Source organism: Paracoccus seriniphilus, assembly GCF_028553745.1.
GTDB lineage: Bacteria > Pseudomonadota > Alphaproteobacteria > Rhodobacterales > Rhodobacteraceae > Paracoccus > Paracoccus seriniphilus.
In genome coordinates this window covers 32,331-56,254 of record NZ_CP067131.1, presented here as the reverse complement: position 1 = coordinate 56,254, position 23,924 = coordinate 32,331, and the positions used below count along the sequence as shown (strand labels likewise).

The window sequence follows — 23,924 nt, the reverse complement described above, 5'->3', positions numbered from 1 at the left end:
TTAACTGTCGCCCATCTTGGGCATTGCGATCAATTGCGCACCTTCGCGAAAGCGGCGCATGTCCTCGATCATGTTTTCCAGTGCACGCGCGGCCAGAATGGTGAAGGCGACAGGAACCAGAATCACGAACCACCAGATCATCACGTGATCGGTGCCCAGCAGCATCTGGAAATTCGAGGCCGAATTCGCCGTCAGGCGCAATGTCGTGGTAATCACGATCCATGCCATGCCCAGCCACAGGACATTGTCCAGAAACAGGCAGATCAGCTGGATGCTGCGGGGCATCCGGTTGCGGAACTCGGTAAATGACAGATGTGCGCGCAGCTTGACGTTGAAGGCGCAGCCAAACCAGGTCAGCAACAGGAACAGATAGGGCGGCAGGGTCGTTGACCAGGGTTCCTGCTGGCTGAGAACAAAGCGGCGGATCACCTCGACGAAGATGATGCCGGCAATGGCCAGATAGACCACGACCATCAGCGTGCGTTCCAGATGCCTGTCCAGCACAGGTGCGGCCTTGAACAACAACAGGATCAACACCGCGCCAAGGATCATGACCAACAACCCAAACCCCCAGCTTCCCGGCTGGCCAAGCGCATTGCTGATCTCCCAGCTATCCCCTGCCGCCAAGGCGGCAAAGATCGCGCCGATATCGGCGATATAGCTTCCCATATTAGATTATCCTCCCAGATGGCGGCGCCGCTCCACCGGCGCCGCGGGTTCAGCTCAGGCCGAACGCCACCAGCGACGCGCCTCGACATCCTCGGGCTTTGTATCTGCCGGGATCTCGCGCGCGATACGATAGATTTCCTCATAGGTATCGATCCCGCCGGACCACTGCATCAACCGCTCGCGCCACTTGCTCCAGGGATCGGGATTGAATTTCGGCGAACACATCTCTTCGGCCTTCTTGCGTTCCTCATCTGACAGGAAGGCACAGCGCACGCCGTTTTCGGCAAAGACGGTTCCGGGCATCTGCGGGTCCGAGAAGCCAACTGTCTTGATCAGTGCGGCTTCATTGGCCGCCTGGGCCTGGACCTGCGCCAGATAGGCCGATTCCATCACCGCATCCTGCAGATGTGGTTCAAGTGAATCGAAGACCTTGGACGACATGGCGCAATGTTCGGTGCCGCAGAAAAAGCGCAGATCCACCGACTGGCTGACCACCGGTGCCATATTGGCATAGGCCACGGCCGAGGCCCATGTCTCGGCACCGTCCAGCAGTCCCTGCTTCAGCCCGTCAATCGTTTCCTCCCAGGCGATCGGAACCGGGTTCAGATTGAGTAGCTGCATCGCGATCCGGCCAAGCTGGGTGCCCGTCACGCGGTTCTTCGTGCCCGCCAGATCATCGACGCTGGTGACAAGCGGCTTGTCCTTCCATTTCAACCCCAACTGAATGCCGCGCAACTCGCAATGCGAGAACAGGAACTTGATTCCATGGCGTTTTTCCAGCGGATCACGCAGGATGCGCTGGCTTTCGGGACTGTAAAGGAAATGATACTGCGAAGCCCGCGTCGGGAACATGTAGGCAAAGTCCAGCACGTTGTAATAGGGTGCCACACCCGCCGAGTTCTGGGTCGAGGCCGCAAAGAACTCAACGACGCCGAGCTGGGTCTTTTCAACGCAATCCAACTGACCGCAGATCTGGTTGTCGCCGATGAACTCGATCCGGATTTCTCCGTCGGTGCGTTCTTCCAGGTCACGTGCGAACTCCAGAAAGCCCGCGCGCTCGATCAGCAGATTGCGGGCGTTGAAACCCGAAGCCCCCATCTTGAAGGTGTATTTCGCCTTTTTCGAAAACCGCTTTTCATAGGTCGATTGTGCCGCAGCCGCCAACTCTGCGGTCGTCAGCAGACCTGCCGCGCCGGCGAATGCCATTGCCGTCGAGGTCATCCCGAACCGTCCCGCCACGCGCAAAAGATCGCGACGCGATACGGCACCAGCCTTGTCCAGTCTTGCCACCATTGCATTTCCCTCCCCAGAAATGAATTTTTGAGACTTGCATTATCATTTTTCGCATTTTACGTTTTGAATGCAAGAGAAATGTGAACTTCTCGATTGCAATCTTTGGGGGAGGAAAGAATTGGAAACCGACTATCTTGTCGTGGGCGGCGGCTCTGCAGGCTGCGCGATCGCCAACCGACTTTCTGCCGATGCCGACGTGACAGTGACCCTGCTCGAAGCCGGGTCCTGGGACTGGAACCCGTGGATTCATGTTCCGGTCGGCTATTTCAAGACAATGAACAATCCATCCGTGGATTGGTGCTATCGGACCGAACCGGATCCCGGGCTGAACGGGCGACAGCTGGACTGGCCGCGCGGCAAGGTCATGGGCGGCTCCTCCTCGCTGAACGGCCTGCTATACGTGCGCGGACAGCCCGAGGATTATGACCGTTGGGCACAGATGGGCTTCTCGGGCTGGTCCTGGGAAGATGTGTTGCCGCTGTTCAAACGTGCCGAGAATCAGGAACGCGGTGAAGATCCCTATCACGGCACAGGCGGGCCGCTGAATGTCTCGGACATGCGCCTGTCTCGGCCGATCTGCGACGCCTGGGTCTCGGCTGCACAGGCGGCAGGCTATCCCTATAACCCCGATTACAATGGCGCCACGCAGGAAGGCGTCGGCTATTTCCAGCTGACCACCCGCAAGGGCCGCCGTTGTTCCGCCGCGGTGGCCTATATCCACCCGATTCGCAAACGTCCGAATCTGCGCATCATCACCCGCGCGGCCACCCGTCGCGTGGTGATCGAGAATGGCCGTGCCGTGGCCGTCGAATATACTGACCGTTCGGGAAAACTGCAGAAAATCAACGTGCGGGGCGAAGTGATCCTGTCTGCGGGGGCCATCGGCAGCCCGCAGATCCTGATGCTTTCAGGCATTGGCGAGGCCGCGCATCTGGCGGAACATGGCATTCCCGTCGTCGCCGATCTGCCCGGCGTGGGACAGGGTCTGCAGGACCATCTTCAGGCCCGGCTGGTCTATACCTGCAACGAACCGACCCTGAATGACGAGGTCCGCAAGCTGTGGCAACAGGCCCGGATCGCGCTGAAATACGCAATGTTCCGCTCGGGTCCGATGAGCATGGCCGCCAGCCTTGCCACGGGTTTCATGCGCACCAATGATCGGGTCGCAACCCCCGATATCCAGTTCCATGTGCAGCCCTGGTCTGCCGACAGCCCCACCGAAGGCGTCCACCCCTTTTCGGCCTTCACCATGTCGGTCTGCCAACTGCGTCCGGAAAGCCGTGGCCGCATTCGCCTGAAATCCTCGGATCCCACCGTCTATCCGGCGATTCACCCGAATTACCTGGCCACGGAAACCGACTGTCAGACCATCGTTGAAGGCGTCAAGATCGCCCGGAGAATCGCCAAGGAACGCCCTCTGGCCGGCAAGATCACCGGCGAAATGCGCCCGGGCCCCGAGGCCGATGACGATGCCTCGCTGCTGGATTGGGTGCGAAATTCGGCCGGCACGATCTTTCATCCAACCGGCACCGCTGCGATGGGGCCGGTTCTGGACGAGCGTCTGCGCGTCAAGGGCGTCCGCGGCCTGCGGGTCGCCGACTGCTCGATCATGCCCGAGATCGTCTCGGGCAATACCAACGCCCCTGCGATCATGATCGGCGAGAAGGCCGCCGATCTGCTGCGCGAAGATCGCAGGCGCGGAGCCTGAAGGCAGCGCAAAATTTACGGGAGAGAGGAACAGCCCATGAAGATGACGACTGAAGAAGCATTTGTGAAGGTTTTGCAGATGCACGGGATTGAGCATGCCTTTGGGATCATTGGCTCGGCGATGATGCCGGTCAGCGATCTTTTTCCGAAGGCGGGGATCCAGTTCTGGGACTGCGCGCATGAGACCAATGCCGGTCTGATGGCGGATGGTTTCACGCGTTCGACGGGCAAGATGTCGATGGCGATCGCGCAGAACGGACCGGGCGTGACCGGTTTCGTGACGCCGGTCAAGACCGCCTATTGGAACCATACGCCGCTGCTGCTGGTCACGCCGCAGGCGGCCAACAAGACCATCGGCCAGGGCGGTTTCCAGGAAATGGAGCAGATGCGGCTGTTTGCCGATTGCGTCTGCTATCAGGAAGAGGTCCGCGATCCCTCGCGCATCCCCGAGGTGCTGAACCGGGTGATCATGCAGGCCTGGCGCAACAGCGCCCCCGCGCAGATGAACATTCCGCGCGACATGTGGACCCAGGTCATCGATGTCGAACTGCCCCAGGTGGTCAGCTTCGAACGTCCCGCGGGGGGCGAGACCGCCGTCTCCGAGGCCGCCAAGCTGCTGTCGGAAGCCAAGTTCCCGGTGATCCTCTCGGGCGCGGGCGTGGTCCTCTCGGGCGCCATTCCCGATCTGGTCAAGCTGGCCGAGCGTCTGGATGCGCCGGTCTGCTCGAACTATCAGCACAATGACAGCTTCCCCGGCAGCCACCCGCTGGCCATGGGCCCGCTGGGATACAACGGCAGCAAGGCCGGCATGGAGATCATCGCCAAGGCCGATGTGGTGCTGGCCCTTGGCACCCGGCTGAACCCCTTCTCGACCCTGCCCGGCTATGGGATCGACTATTGGCCCAAGGACGCCAAGATCATCCAGGTCGATATCAATGCCGACCGCATCGGCCTGACCAAGAAGGTCACCGTCGGCATTCAGGGCGATGCCGCCAAGGTCGCGCGCGGGATCATGTCGCAACTGGCCCCGACGGCCGGAGATGACGGTCGTCAGGAACGCCGCGATCTGGTCGCCCAGACCAAATCGCGTTGGGCGCAGGAACTGTCCAGTCTGGATCACGAGGATGACGATCCCGGCACCGAATGGAATGCCGGCGCGCGCGAGCGTGACAAGGATCTGATGTCGCCCCGTCAGGCCTGGCGCGCCATCATGCAGGCGGTCCCGAAAGAGGCCATCGTCAGCAGCGACATCGGCAACAACTGCGCCATCGGCAATGCCTATCCCAGCTTCGAGGCCGGCCGGAAATATCTGGCCCCGGGCCTGTTCGGTCCCTGCGGCTATGGCTTCCCGGCCATTCTGGGTGCCAAGATCGGCAATCCCGACACGCCGGTGATCGGCTTTGCCGGCGACGGGGCCTTCGGGATCTCGATGAACGAGATGACCGCCTGCGGCCGCGACGACTGGCCCGCCATCACCATGGTGATCTTCCGCAACTATCAATGGGGTGCGGAAAAGCGCAACACGACCTTGTGGTATGACAACAACTTCGTGGGCACCGAACTGGACCGCGACACCTCCTATGCCGGCATCGCCAGGGCCTGCGGCGTGAATGGCGTGCAGGTGCGTGGCGCCGAAGAGCTGACCCATGCCCTGCATGAGGCAGTCGAACGCCAGATGAAGGAAGGCCAGACCACCTTCATCGAGGTGCTGCTGAACCAGGAGCTGGGCGAGCCCTTCCGTCGCGACGCAATGAAGAAACCCGTCGTCGTCGCTGGCATCGACCCCGCCGACATGCGCCCCCAGAAGGGCGCAGCCTGATCATGAAGAGGCCCGGCGGAAACAGCCCGCCGGGCCAACCCAAAGGAGTTCAAACATGACAAGCATCGCCGCGATGCCTGTCATGTCGGACAGACCAGAACAGAGTTCAGCGCCGAAGCTGACGGTCGGCGCTGAACTTCATTGTGTCGATTTCTCAGCGCCCTGAGAGGTGCCGTTATCCCATCCGCTCGCTGGAGAAGGACCCGGGCGAGGCCGGGAAGACAACGGTCTTGTTGCCGTTCAGGAACACGCGATGATGGGCATGGGCGTGGATGGCACGCGCCAGCACCTGGCTTTCGACATCACGGCCAAGACTGACGTAATCCGAGGCGCTCTGGGCATGGGTCACACGCACGATGTCCTGTTCGATGATCGGGCCTTCGTCCAGGTCGGCGGTCACGTAGTGGCTTGTCGCGCCGATCAGCTTCACACCGCGCTCATAGGCCTGCTTGTAGGGATTGGCGCCCTTGAAGCTGGGCAGGAAGGAATGGTGGATATTGATGATCCGGCCCGACATCTTCTGGCACATCTCATCCGAGAGGATCTGCATGTAGCGTGCCAGAACGATCAGCTCGGCCTCTGTATCCTCGACCACCTTCATGATCGCGGCCTCTGCCTGGGGCTTGTTTTCCTTGGTCACCTTGATGCAGTGGAAGGGAATATCGGCATTCACCACCACCTTCTGGTAATCCATATGGTTGGAAATCACCGCGACGATTTCCACCGGCAGCGCACCGATCTTAACCCGGTACAGCAGGTCGTTCAGGCAATGCCCGAAACGGCTGACCATGATCACCACGCGCATCTTGCGGGCCTCGTCATGGAACTGGAAGGTCATCGCGAATTTCGCCGAAACGGCTTCAAATGCCTGCGACAGGCTGGCCAGATCGGTCTCTTCTTCCAGCACGAAGCTGACGCGCATGAAGAATTGCCCGGTTTCCTGATCGTCGAACTGGCTGCTGTCGGTGATATTGCAGCCATGATCGGCCAGAAAAGAGGAAATCGCGGCCACGATCCCGCGTTGCGAGGGGCAGGTGACAGTTAGGCAGTATGTGGTCATGAGGGATCCTGTTCATCAAGAAGAAGCGGCAGATCGGGCAGGTCGTGCTGGTGGCAAAAGGCGCTGAGCGTATTGACCAGCAGGCAGGCGATGGTCATCGGGCCGACGCCACCGGGAACCGGCGTGATCGCCCCGGCGACCTTGCGCACATTGTCGAAATCGACATCGCCGACCAAAGCCGGCTTGCCAGCGCGCTGGATGCGGTTGATGCCGACATCGATGACGGTCGCGCCGGGCTTGATCCATTCCGCCCGCACCAGTCCCGGCACCCCGGCCGCCACCACAATGATATCGGCCAGACGCGCCAGTTCGGGGATATTGGTCGAGGATTTATGCGCGATCATCACCGTGCAATCGGCATTCAGCAGCAATCGCGCCATCGGTTTGCCGACGATATTGGAATGGCCGATCACCAGCGCGGTCTTGCCCCGGAAATCGTCATGATACTGGCGCAGCATGATCATGCAGCCAAGTGGGGTGCAGGGCACGATTGCATCCTGCCCGGTCCCCACCATCCCCACGTTAGAGATATGGAACCCGTCCACATCCTTGGTGGGTGAAATCGCGTTGATGACGGCACGGGCATCCAGATGTGGCGGCAGCGGCAATTGCACCAGGATGCCATGCACATGCGGATCGTCATTCAGCCGGGCTATCAGGTCCAGAAGCTCGGCTTCCGCAGTGTCGGCAGGCAGACGATGTTCGAAGGATTTCATCCCCGCATCAACCGCCTGACGTCCCTTGGAACGGACATAGACCTCGGAGGCCGGATCCTGCCCGACCAGCACCACCGCCAGCCCCGGCGTCAAACCGGTATCGGCGTGCAATGCGGCAACGCGGTCGCGCACACGGGCGCGAACCGTCTCTGCATAGGCCTTGCCGTCGATCAACTCGGCGGTCATCGGTTACAGTGTCCCTGTCAGTTCGGGCACGGCATCGAACAGATCCGCGACAAGTCCGTAATCGGCGACCTGGAAGATCGGGGCTTCTTCGTCCTTGTTGATGGCGACGATGATCTTGCTGTCCTTCATGCCTGCCAGATGCTGGATCGCGCCGGAAATGCCAACCGCCACATAGAGATTGGGCGCCACCACCTTGCCGGTCTGCCCGACCTGATAGTCATTGGGCGCATAGCCGGAATCGACCGCCGCGCGCGAGGCACCGACGGCGGCACCCAGCTTGTCGGCCAGCCCGTTGATCAGCGCGAAATCCTCTTGCGAGCCGACACCGCGTCCACCCGAGACGACCACCTCGGCCGAAGCCAGTTCGGGCCGGTCGCTCTTGACGACCATATCCTCGACATGGCTCGACAGGGCCAGCGGATCGGCCAGCGTCACCTGTTCGACCGGTGCGGCATTGCCGGAAGCGGCAGGCTCGAAGGCCGCCGTGCGCACCGACAGGATCTTGACCGCATCCGTGGATTGCACCGTCTGGATGGCGTTGCCGGCATAGATCGGGCGCTTGAAGGTCTGTGCATCAAGGATTTCCGTGACATCCGTGATCACCATCGCATCCAGCAGCGCCGCCACGCGGGGCAGCACGTTCCTGCCGGAATTGGTCGCCGGGGCGACGATATGGGTCACGCCCTGTGCCTGTTGCAGCACCAGGGCCGCGACATTTTCCGCCAGGCCATTGGCGACGGCTGCATCCTCGCAGACCAGCACCCTGTCGATACCGGCGATCTCTGCCGCGGCCTGTGCGGCGGCGGCGGGTCCGCAGACCAGCGCCGTGACCGAACCCAGTTTCGCCGCTGCCGTCGCGGCCTTGGCCGTTGCATCCAGCGCCAGTGCGCCCCCAGCAACCTCGGCAATCAGAAGAATGGACATCAAACCACCCCCGTTTCCTTGAGTTTCTCGACAAGTTCACCGACCGAGCCAACCCTGACCCCTGCGGCACGGGCGGGGGGTTCCTCGGTCGCGACCACCTTCAGACGCGGGGCTGTATCGACCCCATAGTCCGCCGCCGTCTTTTCCGCGACAGGTTTTTTCTTGGCCTTCATGATATTGGGCAGGCTGGCATAGCGCGGCTCGTTCAGACGCAGATCGGTGGTGACAATGGCGGGCAAGGATACCTCGATCTTTTGCAAACCGCCGTCAACCTCGCGCGTGACCAGCGCCTTGCCGTCCTTGACCTCCATTTCCGAGGCAAAGGTCGCCTGACCCCAACCCAGCAGCGCCGCCAGCATCTGGCCGGTCGCGTTCATGTCATTGTCGATGGCCTGCTTGCCGGCGATGACCAGCTGCGGCTGTTCCTCGTCAATCACCGCTTTGAGGATCTTGGCCACGGCCAGAGGCTCGACCTCGGTGGCTTCGGCAGCTTCGACCAGGATGCCGCGGTCGGCCCCCATGGCCAGCGCGGTGCGCAGGGTTTCGACCGATTTCTTGTCGCCCACCGATACGACGACAATCTCCGAGGCTGTTCCGGCCTCTTTCAACCGGATCGCGGCCTCGACCGAAATTTCGTCAAAGGGGTTCATCGACATCTTGACATTCGCCAGATCCACGCCGGAACCATCGGCCCGGACCTTGACCTTCACGTTGTAATCAATGACGCGTTTGACGGGGACCAATATCTTCATGGTCACAGCATTCCTTTCGCTTGGAAATTCCCGATTGGCCTTTGCGGCTGGCTCACAACTTCACCAGTTCGGATTTCGGGTCATAGAAGGGTTTCAACGAGGCTTCGGCCGCGATCCTGCGCCCGGCGACTTCGATCTGATATTCCGAGGCCAGCAGATCCTGCACGCTTTCACCGGCACAGGGCACATAGCCCATCCCCAATGCCGCCCCCAGATGATGCCCGTATCCGCCCGAGCTGAGATAGCCGACAATCCGGCCATCGCGCAGGATCGGTTCGGCATGATACAGCAGCGGTTCGGGATCGGTCAGCATGAATTGCACCAGTCGGGTCTGCAGACCTGCCTCGCGTTTGCGCAGCACGGCGTCGCGACCGATGTAATCCTTGTCGTTCTTCTTCAGGGCAAAGCCCAGTCCGGCCTCAAGGATGTGATCCTCGGCCGAGATGTCATGCCCGAAGTGGCGAAAGCCCTTTTCCAGCCTGCAGCTGTCCATCATGTGCAGACCGCAAAGCTTGGCGTCCATCTCGCGTCCGGCTTCGCGCAGAACCTCGAAGACATGGGCAGCCATATCGGTGGAAACATAGATCTCCCAGCCAAGCTCTCCGACATAGGTCACGCGATGGGCGCGGGCGACGGCCATGCCGATTTCGATATCCTGCCATGTACCAAAGGGATTCACGGCATTCGAGAAGTCGTTGGGCGACACGCGCTGAAGCAACGCCCGCGATTGCGGACCCATGACACAGATCACCGCTTCGGCGGCAGTCATGTCGGTCAAGGTGACACGGCGATCACCAATATGGCGGCGCATCCAGGCCTGATCGGCCTGCCGGGTCGCAGCGGGCGTCACCACCAGATAGGCGGTTTCCGACAGCCGGTTGATGGTCACATCGGCCTCGATCCCCGCCGAGGCGTTCAGGAACTGGCTATAGACGATCTTGCCCACCGGCACGGACAGGTCACTGCCGGAAATGTAGTTCAGGAAGTCCTCGGCATCCGGGCCTTCGACCCTGATCTTGCCAAAGGAAGACATGTCATAGATGCCGACATTCTCGCGGATCGCCTTGTGTTCGCGCGCAGCATTGTCGAACCAGTTCTGGCGTTTCCAGGAATATTCATATTCCGCCTTCTGACCCGGATCTGCGAACCAGTTGGCGCGCTCCCATCCGGCCAGTTCACCCATGACGGCACCTTCGGCCTTCAGGGCCTCATGCAGGGGAGAACGGCGAATCCCGCGCGCCGTGGCCTTTTGCCGATAAGGGAAGTGATCGGCATAGAGAAGCCCCAGCGTTTCCTTGGACCGTTCGAAGAGATAGGTCTTGTTGCCCTGGAAAGGTTGCATCCGCGCGATATCGACATCGCCCAGATCAAAGGGTTTTTCGCCGGTATCCATCCATGACGCCAGCGCCATCCCCGCGCCACCGGCCGACTGGATGCCGATCGAGTTGAAACCCGCCGCAACCCAGACATTGTCCATCTCGGGCGCAAGGCCAAGGTGATAGGCATCATCTGGCGTGAAACTTTCAGGCCCGTTGAAGAAAGTGTGGATGCCGGTTTCCGCAAGGATCGGCAGTCGGTTGACGGCCATTTCAAGGATCGGCTCGAAATGGTCGAAATCCTCGGGCAGCTGATCGAATTCGAAATCCTCGGGGATGCCCTTCATCGCCCATGGCTTTGCCACCGGCTCAAAGGCACCCAGCAGGATCTTGCCCGCGTCTTCCTTGTAATAGGCGCATTCCTCGGGGACACGCAGGACCGGCAATTGCTGCAGGTCGGGAACGGCATCGGTGACGATGTAGAAATGCTCGCAGGCATGCAGCGGCACATTGATGCCCATCTGGCGGCCGACCTCATGGCCCCACATGCCCGAACAGTTCACCACGTGATCGCAGGCAATGGTGCCCTCGGCCTCATCGGTCTGCCAGGACACGCCGGTGATGCGGCGGCCTTCGAGCTGGAAACCCGTGACCTTGGTGCGTTCCAGCACCTTGGCACCGCGCTGTCTTGCGCCCTTGGCCATGGCCAGCGCGATATTGGCCGGGTCCCCCTGCCCGTCCTTGTCCAGATAGACCGCCGTCTTCACGCCCTCGATATTCACATGCGGATAGCGCGACAGCAGTTCGCTCGGGCTGATCTCTTCGACCTCGACACCGAAGGCGCGCGCCATCGAGGCCTGCCGCAGAATCTCTTCGCTGCGCTCATCCGACAGCGCCACGGTGATCGAGCCATTGCGGCGAAATCCCGTAGCCACACCGGTTTCCTCTTCCAGGCTGCCGTAAAGCTCCTGACTGTATTTCGCCAGGCGCGTCATGTTCTGAGAGGCGCGAAGCTGTGCGATCAACCCTGCCGCATGCCATGTTGTGCCCGAGGTCAGTTGCTTGCGTTCCAGCAGCACGACATCGGTCCAACCCAGTTTTGTCAGGTGATAGGCGACCGAACACCCGATCACCCCACCACCGACAATGACGACGCGTGCTTTCTTGGGGGGCAAAGCCATGTCATTCTTCCTTGTTTATGCGCGGATGCGGCTGTTGTCAGCGTCCCAGAGGCACGCCGTTTCCTGGACGGTCGCAGTCACCCGCTGACCGTAAACTTCAATTTCGACCTCGGTTCCCGGCGTTGCGGCATTCACATCAAGCATCGCCATGACAATGGCAGCATCAACGCGATAGCCATAGGCCGCAGACAGAACCTCGCCTGCGCGTTTGCCATCGGCGAAGACCGCAGCCATATAGGGAGCGTCCTGCTGGCCGGGCTGCGCGATCAAGGTGCACAACCTGCGTGAGGGGCCTTTCTTGGCCTCGGCCTGAAGGGCGGCCTTGCCCGGGAAGTCCTGCGGCTTGTCCAGGCGGACAAAGCGGTCCAGACCGGTTTCCAGCAGGCTGTAGTCGCTGGACAGATCACCCTTCCAGGTCAGATAGCCCTTTTCGATCCGCATCGAGTTCAGCGCATACATGCCAAAGGGCACAGCCCCTGCATCACGGATCGCATCGTAGATATGGGCGGCCTCGGCCGGATCGGCGTGAACCTCCCACCCCAGTTCACCGGCAAAGGAGACACGCGCCAGCAGCGCGGGTTTGCCAGCCACGGTGGCATTCTGATGGCTCAGCCAGCCAAGCGACAGATCCGCATCCGAGAGGCCCGCCAGCAGATCACGCGACTTTGGCCCGGTCACCAGCATCGAGGTCACCTCCTCGGTGCGATCCGTCAAGTTCACGCCTTCGGGCAGCTTTTGCGACAGCATGTCGAAATCATGCCATTGCGCCACGGCGGCAGTCATCAGGGTAAAGCTGTCGTCGCCATGGCGGATACATGACATCTCTGTCAGCACGCGACCGCGATCATCGGGGAAATAGATCAGGTTCATCCGCCCGACCTTCGGCAATCCGCCCGCGATCAGCCCGCGCAGGAATTCGGCCGCGCCGTCCCCCTGCAGATCAAAGCGCGAGAACCCGCAGAGATCGATCACCCCGACCCCGTCGCGCACGGCCTCGACCTCGGCCTTGATGCGCGGCTCCCATGGGCCATTGCGGTCCCAGGTCAGCGTTGCCTCTTCCGAGGTGTCGTCGCCGGGCCGGGCAAACCAGTTCGCGCGTTCCCAGCCGTTATAGGCGCCCATCTGCCCGCCATCCGCGACCAGTCGGTCATGGTTGGGCGACAGCCGGCGGTTGCGCTCGGCCGGCCATTCGTGATGCGGGAAATGCATCGCATATTCGTGCCCATAGGTTTCCAGCGCCTTGCCAAGCGAATAAGACGCATCGGCATAGCCGGTGAAGCGGCGCGGATCGACCGACCACATGTCCCATTCGGTATGGCCATGCATGATCCATTCCGACAACACCTTGCCGGCGCCGCCGCCCTGCGCGATGCCGAAGGTAAAGCTGTGTGCCTCGAAGGCATTTGGCACGCCCGGCATCGGGCCGATCATCGGCAAGCCGTCAGGGGCGTAGGGGATCGGGCCGTTGATATTGCGCTGAACTCCCTGCGTGCCCAACAGCGGCACCCGCGCCATGGCATCCTCGATATACCATTCCAGCCGATCCAGATCGTCGGGATACAGCTGGAAGCTGAAGTCCTCGGGCATCTGGTCGTTTTCCGTGACCCAGGCGGCCTGGCAATTGAGTTCATATGGCCCGAGGTTCAGCGAATGCGTGTCCTGCCGCAGGTAATATGAACTGTCCACATCGCGCAGCATCGGCAGCTTGCGACCGTGTTCCTTTGTCCATGCGGCAACCTCGGGGATGGCTTCGGTCAGGAAATACTGGTGGCTCATCACGGTCAGCGGCACTTCGCGGCCGCCATGAGGCAGGAACCATTCGCCCACCCGCGCGGCGTAATAGCCCGCCGCATTCACCACATATTCGCAGCGGATATCGCCCTTTTCGGTATGCACGACCCATTCGCCATCCTTGCGGCTGACGCCAGTTGCCGGGGTAAAACGCGCGATCGTTCTCCCATGGGCCCGTGCCCCTTTTGCCAGAGCCTGAGTCACCTGGCTGGGATCGATATCGCCATCCAGCGGATCCCACAGACCGCCTTCCAGATCATGGGTCTCCATGAAGGGAAAATGTTGCTGGAGTTCCTCGGGCGTGCACATGTCCATGGTCAGCCCCATATGGGCCGCCATGCCCCGCACGCGTTCGAATTCCATCATGCGTTTGTGGCTGTGGGCCAGACGGATCGCGCCGGTCACGTGATAGTTGATTGGATAATTCACCTCTTCCGCCAGCTTGCGATACAGCGCCAACCCGTAGCGCTGCATGTTCATGACGCTGTAGTTTGCCGCAAAGTTCGGACAGTTTCCTGCCGCATGCCAGGTCGAGCCCGCCGTCAGTTCGTTCTTTTCAAGCAGGAGGCAATCGCTCCAGCCAGCCTTGGCCAGATGATACAGCGCCGAAACGCCCACCACCCCGCCACCAATGATGACCACGCGCGCCGTAGAAGGAAGAACCATTTCAAGACCTCATAAAAGGGGAAGAGATGACCCGAACCGCCATGGCGGGGTCGTGAAGGGGATAAAAAGCAGCGATAGAGTCGTTCTCTGCCATTGGCATGCTACCCTTGCCTTGTTGCGCCTGCAGGTCTGACCTTTCATCGCATATGAAAATAGTGACCGATTCTTCACAATCTGGCAATGAAATTTTTGCCATTTTTTTCATTTTATCTGAATCGCCATCTGCCGGTGTCAGATCGCGAACGCAAAACCTCCGCCCCGGAAAAAATCGGGGCGGAGGAAACACGGATTTCCGTCGCCAGAGGCCGCGCGGTGCAGCAAAGGCTCAATGTTCGCGGATGACGAAGTGCTTTGTCGTCGTTTCGATGATCTCCCAATAGCCCCTGAAACCATTGGGGATCAGAAAGGACTGACCGGCCACGAACTCGCGTCGCTTGCCGTCACTGGAAATCAAGGCACAGCGTCCCGAAATGATGTGGCAAAACTCGTCACGATCCGTGAAGGCATGCCATTTTCCCGGGGTCGAGGTCCAGGTTCCCGCGATCAACGCCCCGTCCGGACTGCGGAAATGCAGCTCGGTCTGGTGTTGCGGGTCGCCTTCGACGACGCGGTCAGGAAGATCGGCAAGACGGCGCTGGCTGCTCTCCAGCGGTTCGTCGGAAAAATCAATGATATCCATTCTTGCTCCTTGGACATGATGTCGGATGCCGCGGCACAGCGTCAGCTTTGTCCTTTCCACGGGACGAGTTTTCGCTCTGCGAGTCTCATGAGGACGTCGATACCGTATCCGATGATTCCGATGAGGATGATTCCCATGAGGACGATATCGGTGAGCTGGAACTTGGAGGCGGCGATGATCATCATGCCCGCGCCCATCTGCGCGGCCACCAGTTCCGCCGCGACCACCGTGCCCCAGCAGACGCCCATGGCCACACGCGCCCCGGTAAAGATCTCGGGCAGGGAATTGGGCAGGATCACATGGCGCAGCAATTGCCATTTCGACGCCCCCAGGGAATAGGCCGCATGCACCTTGGTGATATTCACCCCCGACACGCCGGCTCGCGCCGCGATCGTCATCACCCACAGCGCCGCAAGGAACAGCAGCACAACCTTGCCCGTCTCCCAGATCCCGAACCAGATGATCACCAGCGGGATCAGCGCAAGCGGCGGCACCGGCCGCATGAACTCGACGATCGGATCGAACCAGCCCCGGAACCAGCCCGACAGGCCCATCGCATAGCCAAGCGGGATGCCCACCAGAGATCCCAGCGCAAAACCCGCCAGAACCCGCATCAGCGAGGCCCCCAGATGCTCCCACAGGGTAAAGTTCTGATAACCCGACTTGGCGATCTCGACAAAGCGGCCCGCCACCGCCTCGGGCGAGGGCAGCCAGATCGGTTCCATCTGCAGGCCCTTGTCCGCCGAGAAGCTCAGCGTGCCCTTGCCCGTCATCGAGACCGTGCCATGGGCCACATCCAGCGTCTCGCCCGGCGTGATCTCACGCCCGTCCACCGAGACCGCCTGCGCCCCCTCGGGAAGACGGATCAGCTGATCGCGCCCGCGCGGCACGCTGGCCACCACGGCGCCATCACCCGCAGGCTCGGCCGGGGCCTCGACACCGGCATAGACGACCACCCTGCCCGATTGCATCTGACCGCTGTCGGTCCGCGCCTCATAGCTGAACGAGGTTTCCCCCAGAAACGGCCCCGGCACGTGGAAGGGCACCAGCTTCGACCCCGTGAACGCCCCCCACAGCAGGAACACCACCAGGATCGAGATGATCGAGGCCGCCCGGTCCGGACGGATCGCGCTTTCATCCCCGAAGGTCACGGTCTTCAGGCTGGTGAAGTCATTGCGCCGGCCATGGGCGCGACGGATCAGCCCGACCACAAGGGCCGAGCCCGCAAACAGGCCCGCATAGACCAGAAGAATTGCAAAACCGGTCATGCCGCTGCCCCCTGACGACCCATGATTTCCTCTTCCATGTTCCAGATCATCGACAGGATCTCTTCGCGCCGGGCGCCGAATTCCGGCAGCTTCTTGATCTCGCGCAGGTCATTGCCAACGCCCTGATCCGCAAAGGGAAGGTGATATTCCTTGTAGATACGCCCCGGACGCGGGGCCATGACGATCAGACGCTCGCCCAGAAGCAGGGCCTCTTCGACCGAATGGGTGATCAGGATCACCGTCTTGCCGGTCTCCTTCCACAGGTTCAGCACCATCGCCTGCATCTTTTCCCGCGTCAGCGCATCCAGCGCGCCCAGGGGCTCGTCCATCAGGATGACATCGGGATCATTGGCCAGACAGCGCGCCAGCGCGACGCGCTGCTGCATCCCGCCCGACAGCTCGTAGATCGCCTTTTCACGGAAATCCTGCAGACCCACCACTTCGATCAGGTGATCGACATGGGCGCCATATTCGGCCTCGCGCTGGCCCGCCATGCGCGGCCCGAAGGACACATTGTCCCGAACGTTCATCCATTCAAACAGCGCGCCCTTCTGGAACACCACGCCGCGTTCGGCATCCGGCCCGGTCACCGCATGGCCGTTCAGCGTGATCTGGCCGCCCGTGGGCGCCAGAAAACCCGCGATGATGTTCAGAAGCGTCGATTTCCCGCAGCCCGAAGGCCCAAGCACCGACAAGAGCTGCCCGGGTTTCAGATCCAGCGAGACATCCTGCAACGCCTGCACATGCGAGCCGTTGGCAAGATCAAAACGCATCGAGATATTCTTCAGCATCAGGCCGGACATGGGGCCATCTCCTTTTTGCCATGGCAGAAACGGAAGGCACCAAACGCCTTCCACCAAGCGTCAGCGGCCAGACACATCAGAAAGCGCCGACGTGTCGATGAATTCAGCGTAGCTGGGCAACGCCGAGGGAAGGTTCCCAAGCTCGTGAAACATCGCCGCCACGCCACTGAAATAGCTTGCAACGCGTCCGCCCAACCAGGTCTCGGAAAGTTGCTCTTCGGGCGAAAGAAACTTGAAATTGTCGATGACGGCAGCCGCAGAAGCCTCGTCCATGCCGGCATCCTGGGCTATCACCGGCAGCATCTCGTCACGCTTGTCGCCAGCGTTCCACATCGCATTGGCATCCGCGGTCACCGCAAGGAAATCCGCCAGAAGCTTTGGATTCTCTGCAGCGAACCGGGCCGAGGTCGTCGTCAGGTCGAAGGCCAGAATACCTGCCTCTTCCTTTTCTTCCCCGCTCAGCAGCACATTGCCCTCGGCCTTCATCCGGTCCAGCGCACCGCCCCAGCCACAGGCCATGTCGATGCTGCCCTGGCCAAAGGCCGCAGCCGCCTCGGCCGGGGCCATGTCCACGATGGTCATGGAGGCCGGATCGACACCGAAATGCTCCATCTGCTGCAGGAAACCGTAATGGGCGATGGTCCCCACGGGCAGCGCCACGCGTTTGCCCGTCAGTTCGCCCGCGCTGTCCTTGTCGATTTCCAGCCGCGAAGCGACAACACAATTGTCATTGTCGGAATAGGAGGCGGCAATATCGACAACCTCGAGATCCTGCCCCGCCGAAACCGCCACCACAAAGGGAGGCACCCCCTGACTTATGGCGATCTGCACATCTCCGGCCGCCATGGCGGCCGACATCGCGGTACCCGAATCAAAGGCAACCCAATTGACCGGAACGCCCAGCTTTTCCTCGTACAGCCCCTTGGCCTTGGCATATTGGAACGGCATCGGCCATTCCTGGAAATAGGCCACCGTTACAGCGTCCTGTGCAAATGCAGGAGACACCATCCCCAGCGAAATCAGGGACAACAGACCACTGATGGCTTTTGTTCGCTTCATTCTGTTCTTTCCTCTGTTGGCATGACTCATCAGCCCCGGGAATCCTGGTCGAGGTCATTGAAACGCCGCCGGTTGAGCCGGCGATCTGATTGATGTTCAGGGTCCGCGCAAAGCCTGATCGCGGAAGGGTATGACCCTCCATCACATGGCTGCGGGGTGATCAGAATCCTCCGCGAATCTTCGGCCAGACGCCGATCCCCGCGGAACAATGATGATCATGGATTCCTATGTTGGCACATTGCGACGTCGAAGGTCCTTTCTAGTAGATCGGCGGCGAAATTACCCACAGTGCCACTGCGGTTTCACGATAGGGATTTGCCCAGAGATAGGGCTCGTTACGGATCCGGAAACTGTCCCCCGGACCCACGGTGAATTTCTGGTCGCCGAAGCTGAGATCCAGCCGTCCCGACAACATGAAGCCGACTTCCTGCGTCTCGCGATGCACAGGCTCGGGCAGCGCCTTCCCGGGCAGGAAGGTCGAATGGACGATTTCGAAACTGTCGGTCAGGTCCGGAGAGATCAGCGCTTCGATCAACCCGTCATGACGGTGTCCGAGCGAACGGCGGCGGTCAGCCCGAACGATACGGCCTTCTTCCCGTGGCGTCTCGGCCTTGGGCTGGATCAGCAGCGACGGCGCCACATCAAGGATCTGTGCCAGCTTGGCCAAATCCTCGGCACTGATCCGCGAGACATCGCGTTCGACTTGCGACATCCAGCCCAGGGACCGGCCCATGGCTTCGGCGAGCTGCGCCAGGGTCAAGGCGCGGCTCTTTCTCAATGTCCGCAGATCAGCACCAGAAGTCACGAATCACTCCCTCTTCATCGAATATCGATCTTGCCACCGGAAATGAAATTATCAACATTTTTTTCATTCCTGCTTTGCAGATCAGGGACGCCCCCGAAATTTTCAAAGGCAACGAAGCCTTGAAACGACATTTTCAACCCCGCCCTGAAGGCTTGACCAGCGCGGCGGTCTGACCCACACGGGATCCTGAATTGCAAAGCATTGGAATCACTGGACGCGGCAGCATTGTCCCCAGAAAATTTCCTTGGTCCCGACACCACATATTGACATTATACCCGCTTGGATGGCTAAGTGATGTGGCTATGGTGCCAATGACATCCGTCAGAGGTGAAAAGGGAAGTCGGTGAAAAGCCGGCACTGCCCCCGCAACTGTAAGCGGTCGGATCGACTGATGAAGCCACTGGATCACTCCGGGAAGGCCGGTTGTCCCATGTCCGCGAGTCAGGAGACCTGCCATGGCAAAAAACGACTACGGGCGGTGGGCCCGGCAGCGTGGCTGTTGGCGGATCTTCGCCAGCAGTCAAGCGCGGGACCGCCATCCAGACATAGAGACCAGGAGCCGAGCGCATGACCATCACCGTCTATTCCAAACCCGCCTGTGTGCAATGCACCGCCACCACCCGTGCTCTTGATGCCCGCGGCCTGAACTACGACATCGTCGATCTGACCCAGGACGCCGAAGCCATGGAGCGGGTGACGGCATTGGGATACCGTCAGGCGCCCGTCGTCATCGCCGGTGAGAACCACTGGGCAGGCTTTCGTCCGGACATGATCGGCCAGTTGGCCTGATCATTCGCGATGGTGGGGCTGGTCTATTTCTCATCGGGATCGGGCAACACCGCCCGCTTTGTGGCGGCCCTGGGGTTGTCGGCAATGCGCATTCCCCTGCGCAGCAGCGATCCGATGCCGATGCCGGACCGGCCCTATGTGATGATCTGCCCCACATATGCCGATGGCGAAGGTCGCGGTGCGGTGCCCAAGCAGGTCATCCGCTTTCTCAATGATGAAGCGCGTCGGGCCGGATTGCGTGGCGTGATCGGCGCGGGCAATCGCAACTTTGGGCAAACCTATGCCTTGGCCGCGCGCGTGATTGCCGATAAATGCCGCGTTCCCGTGTTGTATCGATTCGAACTGGCGGGAACACCAACCGATATTGCCCGTGTCCGCGACGGGCTGAAAAAACTGCAGGAAATGGAATGCTTGACAGTGTGAAGCCCGACCTCGACTATCACGCGCTGAACGCGATGCTGAACCTTTATGACGACAAGGGGCACATCCGCTTTGAGGCCGACCGCATGGCGGCGCGGCAGTATTTCCTGCAGCACGTCAACCAGAACACTGTCTTCTTCCACAGCCTGGACGAGAAGCTGGATTACCTGGTCGACGAAGGCTATTACGAGCCGCAGGTTCTGTCCGACTATCCGCGCGAGTTCCTGCACCGGATCTGGGCGGCCGCCTTTGCCAAGAAGTTCCGTTTTCCAACCTTCCTTGGCGCGTTCAAATATTACACCAGCTATACACTGAAGACCCGAGACGGGCAGCGCTACCTGGAGCGTTACGAAGATCGCGTGGTCATGGTGGCGCTGGCACTGGCGCGGGGCGATCAGGATCTGGCCATGAAGTTCATGGATGAAATCCTGTCGGGTCGTTTCCAGCCCGCCACGCCGACCTTTCTGAACGCGGGCAAGAAATCGCGCGGCGAGCTGATTTCCTGTTTCCTGCTGCGCGTCGAAGACAACATGGAATCGATCGGCCGGGCGATCAATTCCTCGCTGCAACTGTCGAAACGCGGCGGCGGCGTCGCCCTGATGCTGACCAACATCCGCGAATCCGGGGCCCCTATCAAGGGGATCGAGAACCAGTCTTCAGGCGTGATCCCGATCATGAAGTTGCTGGAAGACAGCTTCAGCTATGCCAACCAGCTGGGTGCACGCCAGGGCGCGGGTGCAGTCTATCTGAACGCCCATCATCCCGATATCCTCAGCTTCCTGGACACCAAGCGCGAAAACGCGGATGAGAAAATCCGCATCAAGACGTTGTCCCTTGGCGTGGTGATCCCTGACATCACCTTCGATCTGGCCAAGCGGAACGAGGATATGTATCTGTTCTCGCCCCATGACGTTCAGCGCGTCTATGGCGTACCCTTCTCGGAAATCTCGGTCACCGAGAAATATGCCGAGATGGTCGACGACAAGCGTATTCGCAAGAAAAAGATCAATGCACGCCAGTTCTTCCAGACGCTGGCCGAGATCCAGTTCGAAAGCGGCTATCCCTACATCATGTTCGAGGACACGGTGAACCGCGCCAATCCGATCGACGGGCGCATCACCATGTCGAACCTCTGTTCGGAAATACTGCAGGTGAACGAGGCGTCGGAATTCAACGAAGATCTCAGCTATGCCCATATGGGCACGGATATTTCCTGCAATCTGGGATCACTGAATATCGCCAAGACAATGGATGGTCCCGACTTCGGCGCCACGGTCGAAGCCGCCATCCGTGCCCTGACTGCCGTCAGCGAAATGTCGGCCATCGATTCCGTGCCCTCGATCCGCAAGGGCAATGACGAGGCCCATGCCGTGGGCCTGGGCCAGATGAACCTGCACGGTTTTCTGGCACGCGAGCGCATTCACTATGGCAGTCCCGAGGGCATCGAGTTCACCAGCGTCTATTTCGCCGCCATAGCCTATCACGCCATCCGGGCCTCGAATCTGTTGGCGCAGGAAAAAGGCGCGACCTTCAAGGGATTCGAAAAATCGACCTATGCCGATGGCAGCTTCTTTGACAAATACACCAACCGCGACTGGCTGCCGGTCATGCCGGAAGTGACGCGGCTGTTCGCGGGGATCACGCTGCCGACCCGCACGGATTGGGAGGCGTTGAAGGCCGATGTGATGAAGCATGGGCTTTACAACCGTAACCTGCAGGCAGTGCCGCCAACCGGATCGATCAGCTATATCAACAATTCGACCAGTTCGATCCATCCGATTGTCAGCAAGATCGAGATCCGCAAGGAGGGCAAGATCGGCCGCGTCTATTATCCGGCCGCCTTCATGTCGAATGAGAACCTGGAGTTCTATCGCGACGCCTATGAAATCGGCCCGCAAGCCATCATCGACACCTATGCGGCTGCGACCGAACATGTCGATCAGGGCCTGTCGTTGACCCTGTTCTTTCCCGCCGAGGCCACGACCCGCGACATCAACCGCGCGCAAATCTATGCGTGGAAAAAGGGGATCAAGACAATCTACTATATCCGGCTGCGCCAGACCGCACTGGAAGGGACCGAAGTCGAAGGCTGCGTGTCCTGCACGTTGTAAGCGAGGCCGGGGGCCCGCCCCCGGACCCCCGGGGTATTTGTGACAAAGAAGAAGAGAGGGGTTCTTCGATCATGAAGGATCAGGTGATGCGTCAGGTTCAGCGCGCCGTGAACTGGAACCGGCTGCAGGACGAGAAGGATCTGGAGGTCTGGAACCGACTGACGGTGAACTTCTGGCTGCCGGAAAAGGTGCCATTGTCCAATGACGTGCAAAGCTGGGCGACCTTGCGTCCGGAAGAGCGCGAATTGACGATCCGCGTCTTTACCGGATTGACGCTGTTGGACACGATCCAGAACACGCTTGGGGCACCACGATTGATGGGTGATGCCCAGACCCCGCATGAGGAAGCGGTTCTGTCAAATATCGCCTTCATGGAAGCGGTCCACGCGCGCTCCTATTCATCGATCTTCTCGACACTCTGTCTGACCAAGGAAGTGGATGAGGCGTTCCGCTGGTCCGAGGAAAACCCGCATCTGCAACAGAAGGCGCGGCTGATCCTGGACGAATATGATGCTGGCGCCGATCCGATGAAGCGCAAGATCGCCAGCGTATTCCTGGAAAGCTTCTTGTTCTATTCGGGTTTCTATTTGCCGATGTATTGGTCCAGCCGTGCCAAGCTGACCAATACTGCCGATCTGATCAGACTGATCATCCGGGATGAGGCCGTTCATGGCTATTACATCGGCTACAAATACCAGCGCGCCCTGGAAAAGCTGGATGAGGCGAAAAGGGCCGAATTGAAGGACTTTGCCTTTGCACTGATCTTCGATCTATATGACATCGAGGTCAAATATACCGCCGAACTGTACGATGGAATCGGGCTGACCGAGGACGTGAAGGCGTTCCTGCATTACAATGCCAACAAGGCACTGCAGAATCTGGGCTATGAGGCGCTGTTCCCGCCAGCGGCCTGCGAGGTGAACCCCGCGATCCTGGCCGCATTGTCGCCCGACAGCGAAAACCATGACTTTTTCTCGGGGTCTGGATCGTCCTATGTCATTGGCAAGGCCGTCGCTACCGAGGATGAAGACTGGGATTTCTGAAGTTGCCCCCTCCGGGGCAAAAATCTAAAATCGTCCCGCGCAGCCTCTTCTGGCATGTTGAGAGGATTGCGCGGGTCACGGACGAGAATAGCGACGCGTTGCTTCCGAACCGTGACCTAGTGACCTGATCGGCTCAGACACCTCTTTGATCTAAGGGCCAGCGTCCAGCGAGTCTCCGACAAGCTTGGCGAACAGACGCATCATGTCCCTGACGCGCGATTCATTGAGCCGGTGCGGTTCGGGATCAAGTCCGCAAATGGTGCCAAAGAACTCGCCGTCCTTGCGATAGACCGGAAACGACAGGTAGCTGCGGAAACCATAGTCCCGCGGGGTATGGTGATCGCAATAGACCGGATGAGAGAAAACATCGTCGATGACGATCTCGTTGCGCGACTTCTCGACATCGCGGCACAGGGTGGTTTCGATCAGCAGTTCATCGCCGGGCTTCAGCCCGAATGACAGATGATCGACGACGCAGCAGGTCACCCAGTTCCGGTCGGTCACCCGCGCAATCGCGGCAAAACGCAGACCGGTTGCCATGCACAGTGTTTCAAGCATCGTGGCATTCGACGGGTTGGACAGGACGGCGACAATATCGCGCCGAAACGCCTGATCCGGGAAACTGTCGGATGCCGAGGCGTCCGGATCGGACCTGCAAAGGTCATCAGGCAGGTCGGTCACGGGGCATATCCCTGATTGTCTTCATTCTTGTTTCCATGTTGCGGCACGGCCGCACGAAGAACAGTCATGCTCGACTGTCCGGGAGAGAATAGCTGAAAGCGGGTGCGCTTTCCACGTCTCCGGGCAAAAGATGCCGCACCGTCATTCACGACCGTTACATCATCGCAGACGCGCAAGGCATGCACG

Annotated in this window: 21 protein-coding genes and 1 riboswitch; of the genes, 7 read left to right on the top strand and 14 right to left on the bottom strand. The window is 60.3% G+C overall.

Annotated elements, in window-relative coordinates; translation table 11 throughout:
- On the bottom strand, positions 1 to 669 hold the full coding sequence (locus JHW44_RS16640; RefSeq protein WP_089346054.1) for a TRAP transporter small permease: 669 nt from the start codon (positions 667 to 669) through the stop codon (positions 1 to 3).
- A 54-nt stretch (positions 670 to 723) separates the two neighbouring features.
- Entirely contained in the window at positions 724 to 1,962 is a 1,239-nt protein-coding gene (locus JHW44_RS16635) for a TRAP transporter substrate-binding protein (protein ID WP_245847468.1), read from the bottom strand.
- A gap of 67 nt (positions 1,963 to 2,029) precedes the next feature.
- Between JHW44_RS16635 and JHW44_RS16630 the strand changes: the two genes are divergently transcribed.
- Positions 2,030 to 3,670, top strand: coding sequence for a GMC family oxidoreductase (locus JHW44_RS16630; protein WP_089346055.1), 1,641 nt, complete (start codon positions 2,030 to 2,032; stop codon positions 3,668 to 3,670).
- A gap of 36 nt (positions 3,671 to 3,706) precedes the next feature.
- Entirely contained in the window at positions 3,707 to 5,488 is a 1,782-nt protein-coding gene (gene xsc / locus JHW44_RS16625; RefSeq protein WP_089346050.1) for a sulfoacetaldehyde acetyltransferase, read from the top strand.
- Between the two features lie 175 nt (positions 5,489 to 5,663).
- Here the strand turns inward: xsc and purU are convergent, their stop codons facing one another.
- The 11 genes from purU to JHW44_RS16570 form a co-directional block, all read right to left on the bottom strand.
- Complete coding sequence (purU, locus tag JHW44_RS16620) at positions 5,664 to 6,548, bottom strand: formyltetrahydrofolate deformylase (RefSeq protein ID WP_272850350.1); 885 nt, start codon at positions 6,546 to 6,548, stop codon at positions 5,664 to 5,666.
- The gene (gene folD / locus JHW44_RS16615) at positions 6,545 to 7,450 is read right to left on the bottom strand and encodes a bifunctional methylenetetrahydrofolate dehydrogenase/methenyltetrahydrofolate cyclohydrolase FolD (RefSeq protein WP_089346173.1); all 906 of its coding nucleotides are present in this window, start codon (positions 7,448 to 7,450) and stop codon (positions 6,545 to 6,547) included. The genes purU and folD overlap by 4 nt, the downstream gene beginning before the upstream one ends.
- Before the next feature lie 3 nt (positions 7,451 to 7,453).
- The gene (locus JHW44_RS16610; protein ID WP_089346172.1) at positions 7,454 to 8,374 is read right to left on the bottom strand and encodes an electron transfer flavoprotein subunit alpha/FixB family protein; all 921 of its coding nucleotides are present in this window, start codon (positions 8,372 to 8,374) and stop codon (positions 7,454 to 7,456) included.
- Positions 8,374 to 9,126: an electron transfer flavoprotein subunit beta/FixA family protein gene (locus JHW44_RS16605; protein ID WP_089346171.1), complete on the bottom strand. Its 753-nt coding sequence runs from the start codon at positions 9,124 to 9,126 to the stop codon at positions 8,374 to 8,376. Before JHW44_RS16605 ends, JHW44_RS16610 begins: the two co-directional genes overlap by 1 nt.
- A 52-nt stretch (positions 9,127 to 9,178) precedes the next feature.
- Positions 9,179 to 11,623 (bottom strand): GcvT family protein, encoded by a 2,445-nt coding sequence (locus JHW44_RS16600; RefSeq protein WP_089346170.1) that lies wholly within the window; start codon positions 11,621 to 11,623, stop codon positions 9,179 to 9,181.
- A 15-nt stretch (positions 11,624 to 11,638) separates the two neighbouring features.
- The gene (locus tag JHW44_RS16595; protein ID WP_089346169.1) at positions 11,639 to 14,080 is read right to left on the bottom strand and encodes a GcvT family protein; all 2,442 of its coding nucleotides are present in this window, start codon (positions 14,078 to 14,080) and stop codon (positions 11,639 to 11,641) included.
- Positions 14,081 to 14,405: 325 nt separating this feature from the next.
- Positions 14,406 to 14,759 (bottom strand): cupin domain-containing protein, encoded by a 354-nt coding sequence (locus JHW44_RS16590; protein ID WP_089346167.1) that lies wholly within the window; start codon positions 14,757 to 14,759, stop codon positions 14,406 to 14,408.
- Positions 14,760 to 14,800: 41 nt separating this feature from the next.
- Positions 14,801 to 16,027 (bottom strand): ABC transporter permease, encoded by a 1,227-nt coding sequence (locus tag JHW44_RS16585; RefSeq protein ID WP_089346209.1) that lies wholly within the window; start codon positions 16,025 to 16,027, stop codon positions 14,801 to 14,803.
- A complete protein-coding gene (locus JHW44_RS16580; protein ID WP_089346208.1) occupies positions 16,024 to 16,830 on the bottom strand; it encodes a taurine ABC transporter ATP-binding protein in 807 nt (268 codons plus the stop codon). The genes JHW44_RS16585 and JHW44_RS16580 overlap by 4 nt, the downstream gene beginning before the upstream one ends.
- 60 nt (positions 16,831 to 16,890) lie before the next feature.
- Positions 16,891 to 17,889: a taurine ABC transporter substrate-binding protein gene (locus JHW44_RS16575; protein WP_419182520.1), complete on the bottom strand. Its 999-nt coding sequence runs from the start codon at positions 17,887 to 17,889 to the stop codon at positions 16,891 to 16,893.
- 259 nt (positions 17,890 to 18,148) lie between these two features.
- Positions 18,149 to 18,649, bottom strand: a complete 501-nt coding sequence (locus tag JHW44_RS16570; RefSeq protein ID WP_272850349.1) for a helix-turn-helix domain-containing protein — start codon at positions 18,647 to 18,649, stop codon at positions 18,149 to 18,151.
- Positions 18,650 to 18,666: 17 nt separating this feature from the next.
- Here JHW44_RS16570 and JHW44_RS16565 point away from each other — a divergent pair, with 17 nt between their 5' ends.
- The 5 genes from JHW44_RS16565 (at position 18,667) to nrdF (ending at position 23,057) form a co-directional block, all read left to right on the top strand.
- A complete protein-coding gene (locus JHW44_RS16565; RefSeq protein WP_272850348.1) occupies positions 18,667 to 18,867 on the top strand; it encodes a hypothetical protein in 201 nt (66 codons plus the stop codon).
- A 113-nt stretch (positions 18,868 to 18,980) separates the two neighbouring features.
- Positions 18,981 to 19,166: riboswitch (cobalamin riboswitch) on the top strand.
- A 95-nt stretch (positions 19,167 to 19,261) separates the two neighbouring features.
- Positions 19,262 to 19,483 (top strand): glutaredoxin-like protein NrdH, encoded by a 222-nt coding sequence (gene nrdH / locus JHW44_RS16560; protein ID WP_089345017.1) that lies wholly within the window; start codon positions 19,262 to 19,264, stop codon positions 19,481 to 19,483.
- 9 nt (positions 19,484 to 19,492) lie between these two features.
- Positions 19,493 to 19,906 (top strand): class Ib ribonucleoside-diphosphate reductase assembly flavoprotein NrdI, encoded by a 414-nt coding sequence (gene nrdI / locus JHW44_RS16555; RefSeq protein WP_089345018.1) that lies wholly within the window; start codon positions 19,493 to 19,495, stop codon positions 19,904 to 19,906.
- Positions 19,891 to 22,014, top strand: coding sequence for a class 1b ribonucleoside-diphosphate reductase subunit alpha (gene nrdE / locus JHW44_RS16550; protein WP_089345019.1), 2,124 nt, complete (start codon positions 19,891 to 19,893; stop codon positions 22,012 to 22,014). The genes nrdI and nrdE overlap by 16 nt, the downstream gene beginning before the upstream one ends.
- Before the next feature lie 86 nt (positions 22,015 to 22,100).
- On the top strand, positions 22,101 to 23,057 hold the full coding sequence (nrdF, locus tag JHW44_RS16545; protein WP_372800498.1) for a class 1b ribonucleoside-diphosphate reductase subunit beta: 957 nt from the start codon (positions 22,101 to 22,103) through the stop codon (positions 23,055 to 23,057).
- A 150-nt stretch (positions 23,058 to 23,207) separates the two neighbouring features.
- On the opposite strand, the gene JHW44_RS16540 is transcribed toward nrdF, so the two are convergent.
- Positions 23,208 to 23,738, bottom strand: coding sequence for a GAF domain-containing protein (locus tag JHW44_RS16540; RefSeq protein ID WP_089345021.1), 531 nt, complete (start codon positions 23,736 to 23,738; stop codon positions 23,208 to 23,210).
- Positions 23,739 to 23,924: the final 186 nt, after the last annotated feature.

Excerpts from the sequence above, each read along its gene's own strand:
- JHW44_RS16640 (WP_089346054.1), bottom strand. The coding sequence starts at position 669 with ATGGGAAGCTATATCGCCGATATCGGCGCGATCTTTGCCGCCTTGGCG.
- JHW44_RS16635 (WP_245847468.1), bottom strand. The coding sequence starts at position 1,962 with ATGGTGGCAAGACTGGACAAGGCTGGTGCCGTATCGCGTCGCGATCTT.
- JHW44_RS16630 (WP_089346055.1), top strand. The coding sequence starts at position 2,030 with ATGCAAGAGAAATGTGAACTTCTCGATTGCAATCTTTGGGGGAGGAAA.
- xsc (WP_089346050.1), top strand. The coding sequence starts at position 3,707 with ATGAAGATGACGACTGAAGAAGCATTTGTGAAGGTTTTGCAGATGCAC.
- purU (WP_272850350.1), bottom strand. The coding sequence starts at position 6,548 with ATGACCACATACTGCCTAACTGTCACCTGCCCCTCGCAACGCGGGATC.
- folD (WP_089346173.1), bottom strand. The coding sequence starts at position 7,450 with ATGACCGCCGAGTTGATCGACGGCAAGGCCTATGCAGAGACGGTTCGC.
- JHW44_RS16610 (WP_089346172.1), bottom strand. The coding sequence starts at position 8,374 with ATGTCCATTCTTCTGATTGCCGAGGTTGCTGGGGGCGCACTGGCGCTG.
- JHW44_RS16605 (WP_089346171.1), bottom strand. The coding sequence starts at position 9,126 with ATGAAGATATTGGTCCCCGTCAAACGCGTCATTGATTACAACGTGAAG.
- JHW44_RS16600 (WP_089346170.1), bottom strand. The coding sequence starts at position 11,623 with ATGGCTTTGCCCCCCAAGAAAGCACGCGTCGTCATTGTCGGTGGTGGG.
- JHW44_RS16595 (WP_089346169.1), bottom strand. The coding sequence starts at position 14,080 with ATGGTTCTTCCTTCTACGGCGCGCGTGGTCATCATTGGTGGCGGGGTG.
- JHW44_RS16590 (WP_089346167.1), bottom strand. The coding sequence starts at position 14,759 with ATGGATATCATTGATTTTTCCGACGAACCGCTGGAGAGCAGCCAGCGC.
- JHW44_RS16585 (WP_089346209.1), bottom strand. The coding sequence starts at position 16,027 with ATGACCGGTTTTGCAATTCTTCTGGTCTATGCGGGCCTGTTTGCGGGC.
- JHW44_RS16580 (WP_089346208.1), bottom strand. The coding sequence starts at position 16,830 with ATGTCCGGCCTGATGCTGAAGAATATCTCGATGCGTTTTGATCTTGCC.
- JHW44_RS16575 (WP_419182520.1), bottom strand. The coding sequence starts at position 17,889 with ATGAAGCGAACAAAAGCCATCAGTGGTCTGTTGTCCCTGATTTCGCTG.
- JHW44_RS16565 (WP_272850348.1), top strand. The coding sequence starts at position 18,667 with ATGTCCGCAGATCAGCACCAGAAGTCACGAATCACTCCCTCTTCATCG.
- nrdH (WP_089345017.1), top strand. The coding sequence starts at position 19,262 with ATGACCATCACCGTCTATTCCAAACCCGCCTGTGTGCAATGCACCGCC.
- nrdI (WP_089345018.1), top strand. The coding sequence starts at position 19,493 with ATGGTGGGGCTGGTCTATTTCTCATCGGGATCGGGCAACACCGCCCGC.
- nrdE (WP_089345019.1), top strand. The coding sequence starts at position 19,891 with ATGCTTGACAGTGTGAAGCCCGACCTCGACTATCACGCGCTGAACGCG.
- nrdF (WP_372800498.1), top strand. The coding sequence starts at position 22,101 with ATGCGTCAGGTTCAGCGCGCCGTGAACTGGAACCGGCTGCAGGACGAG.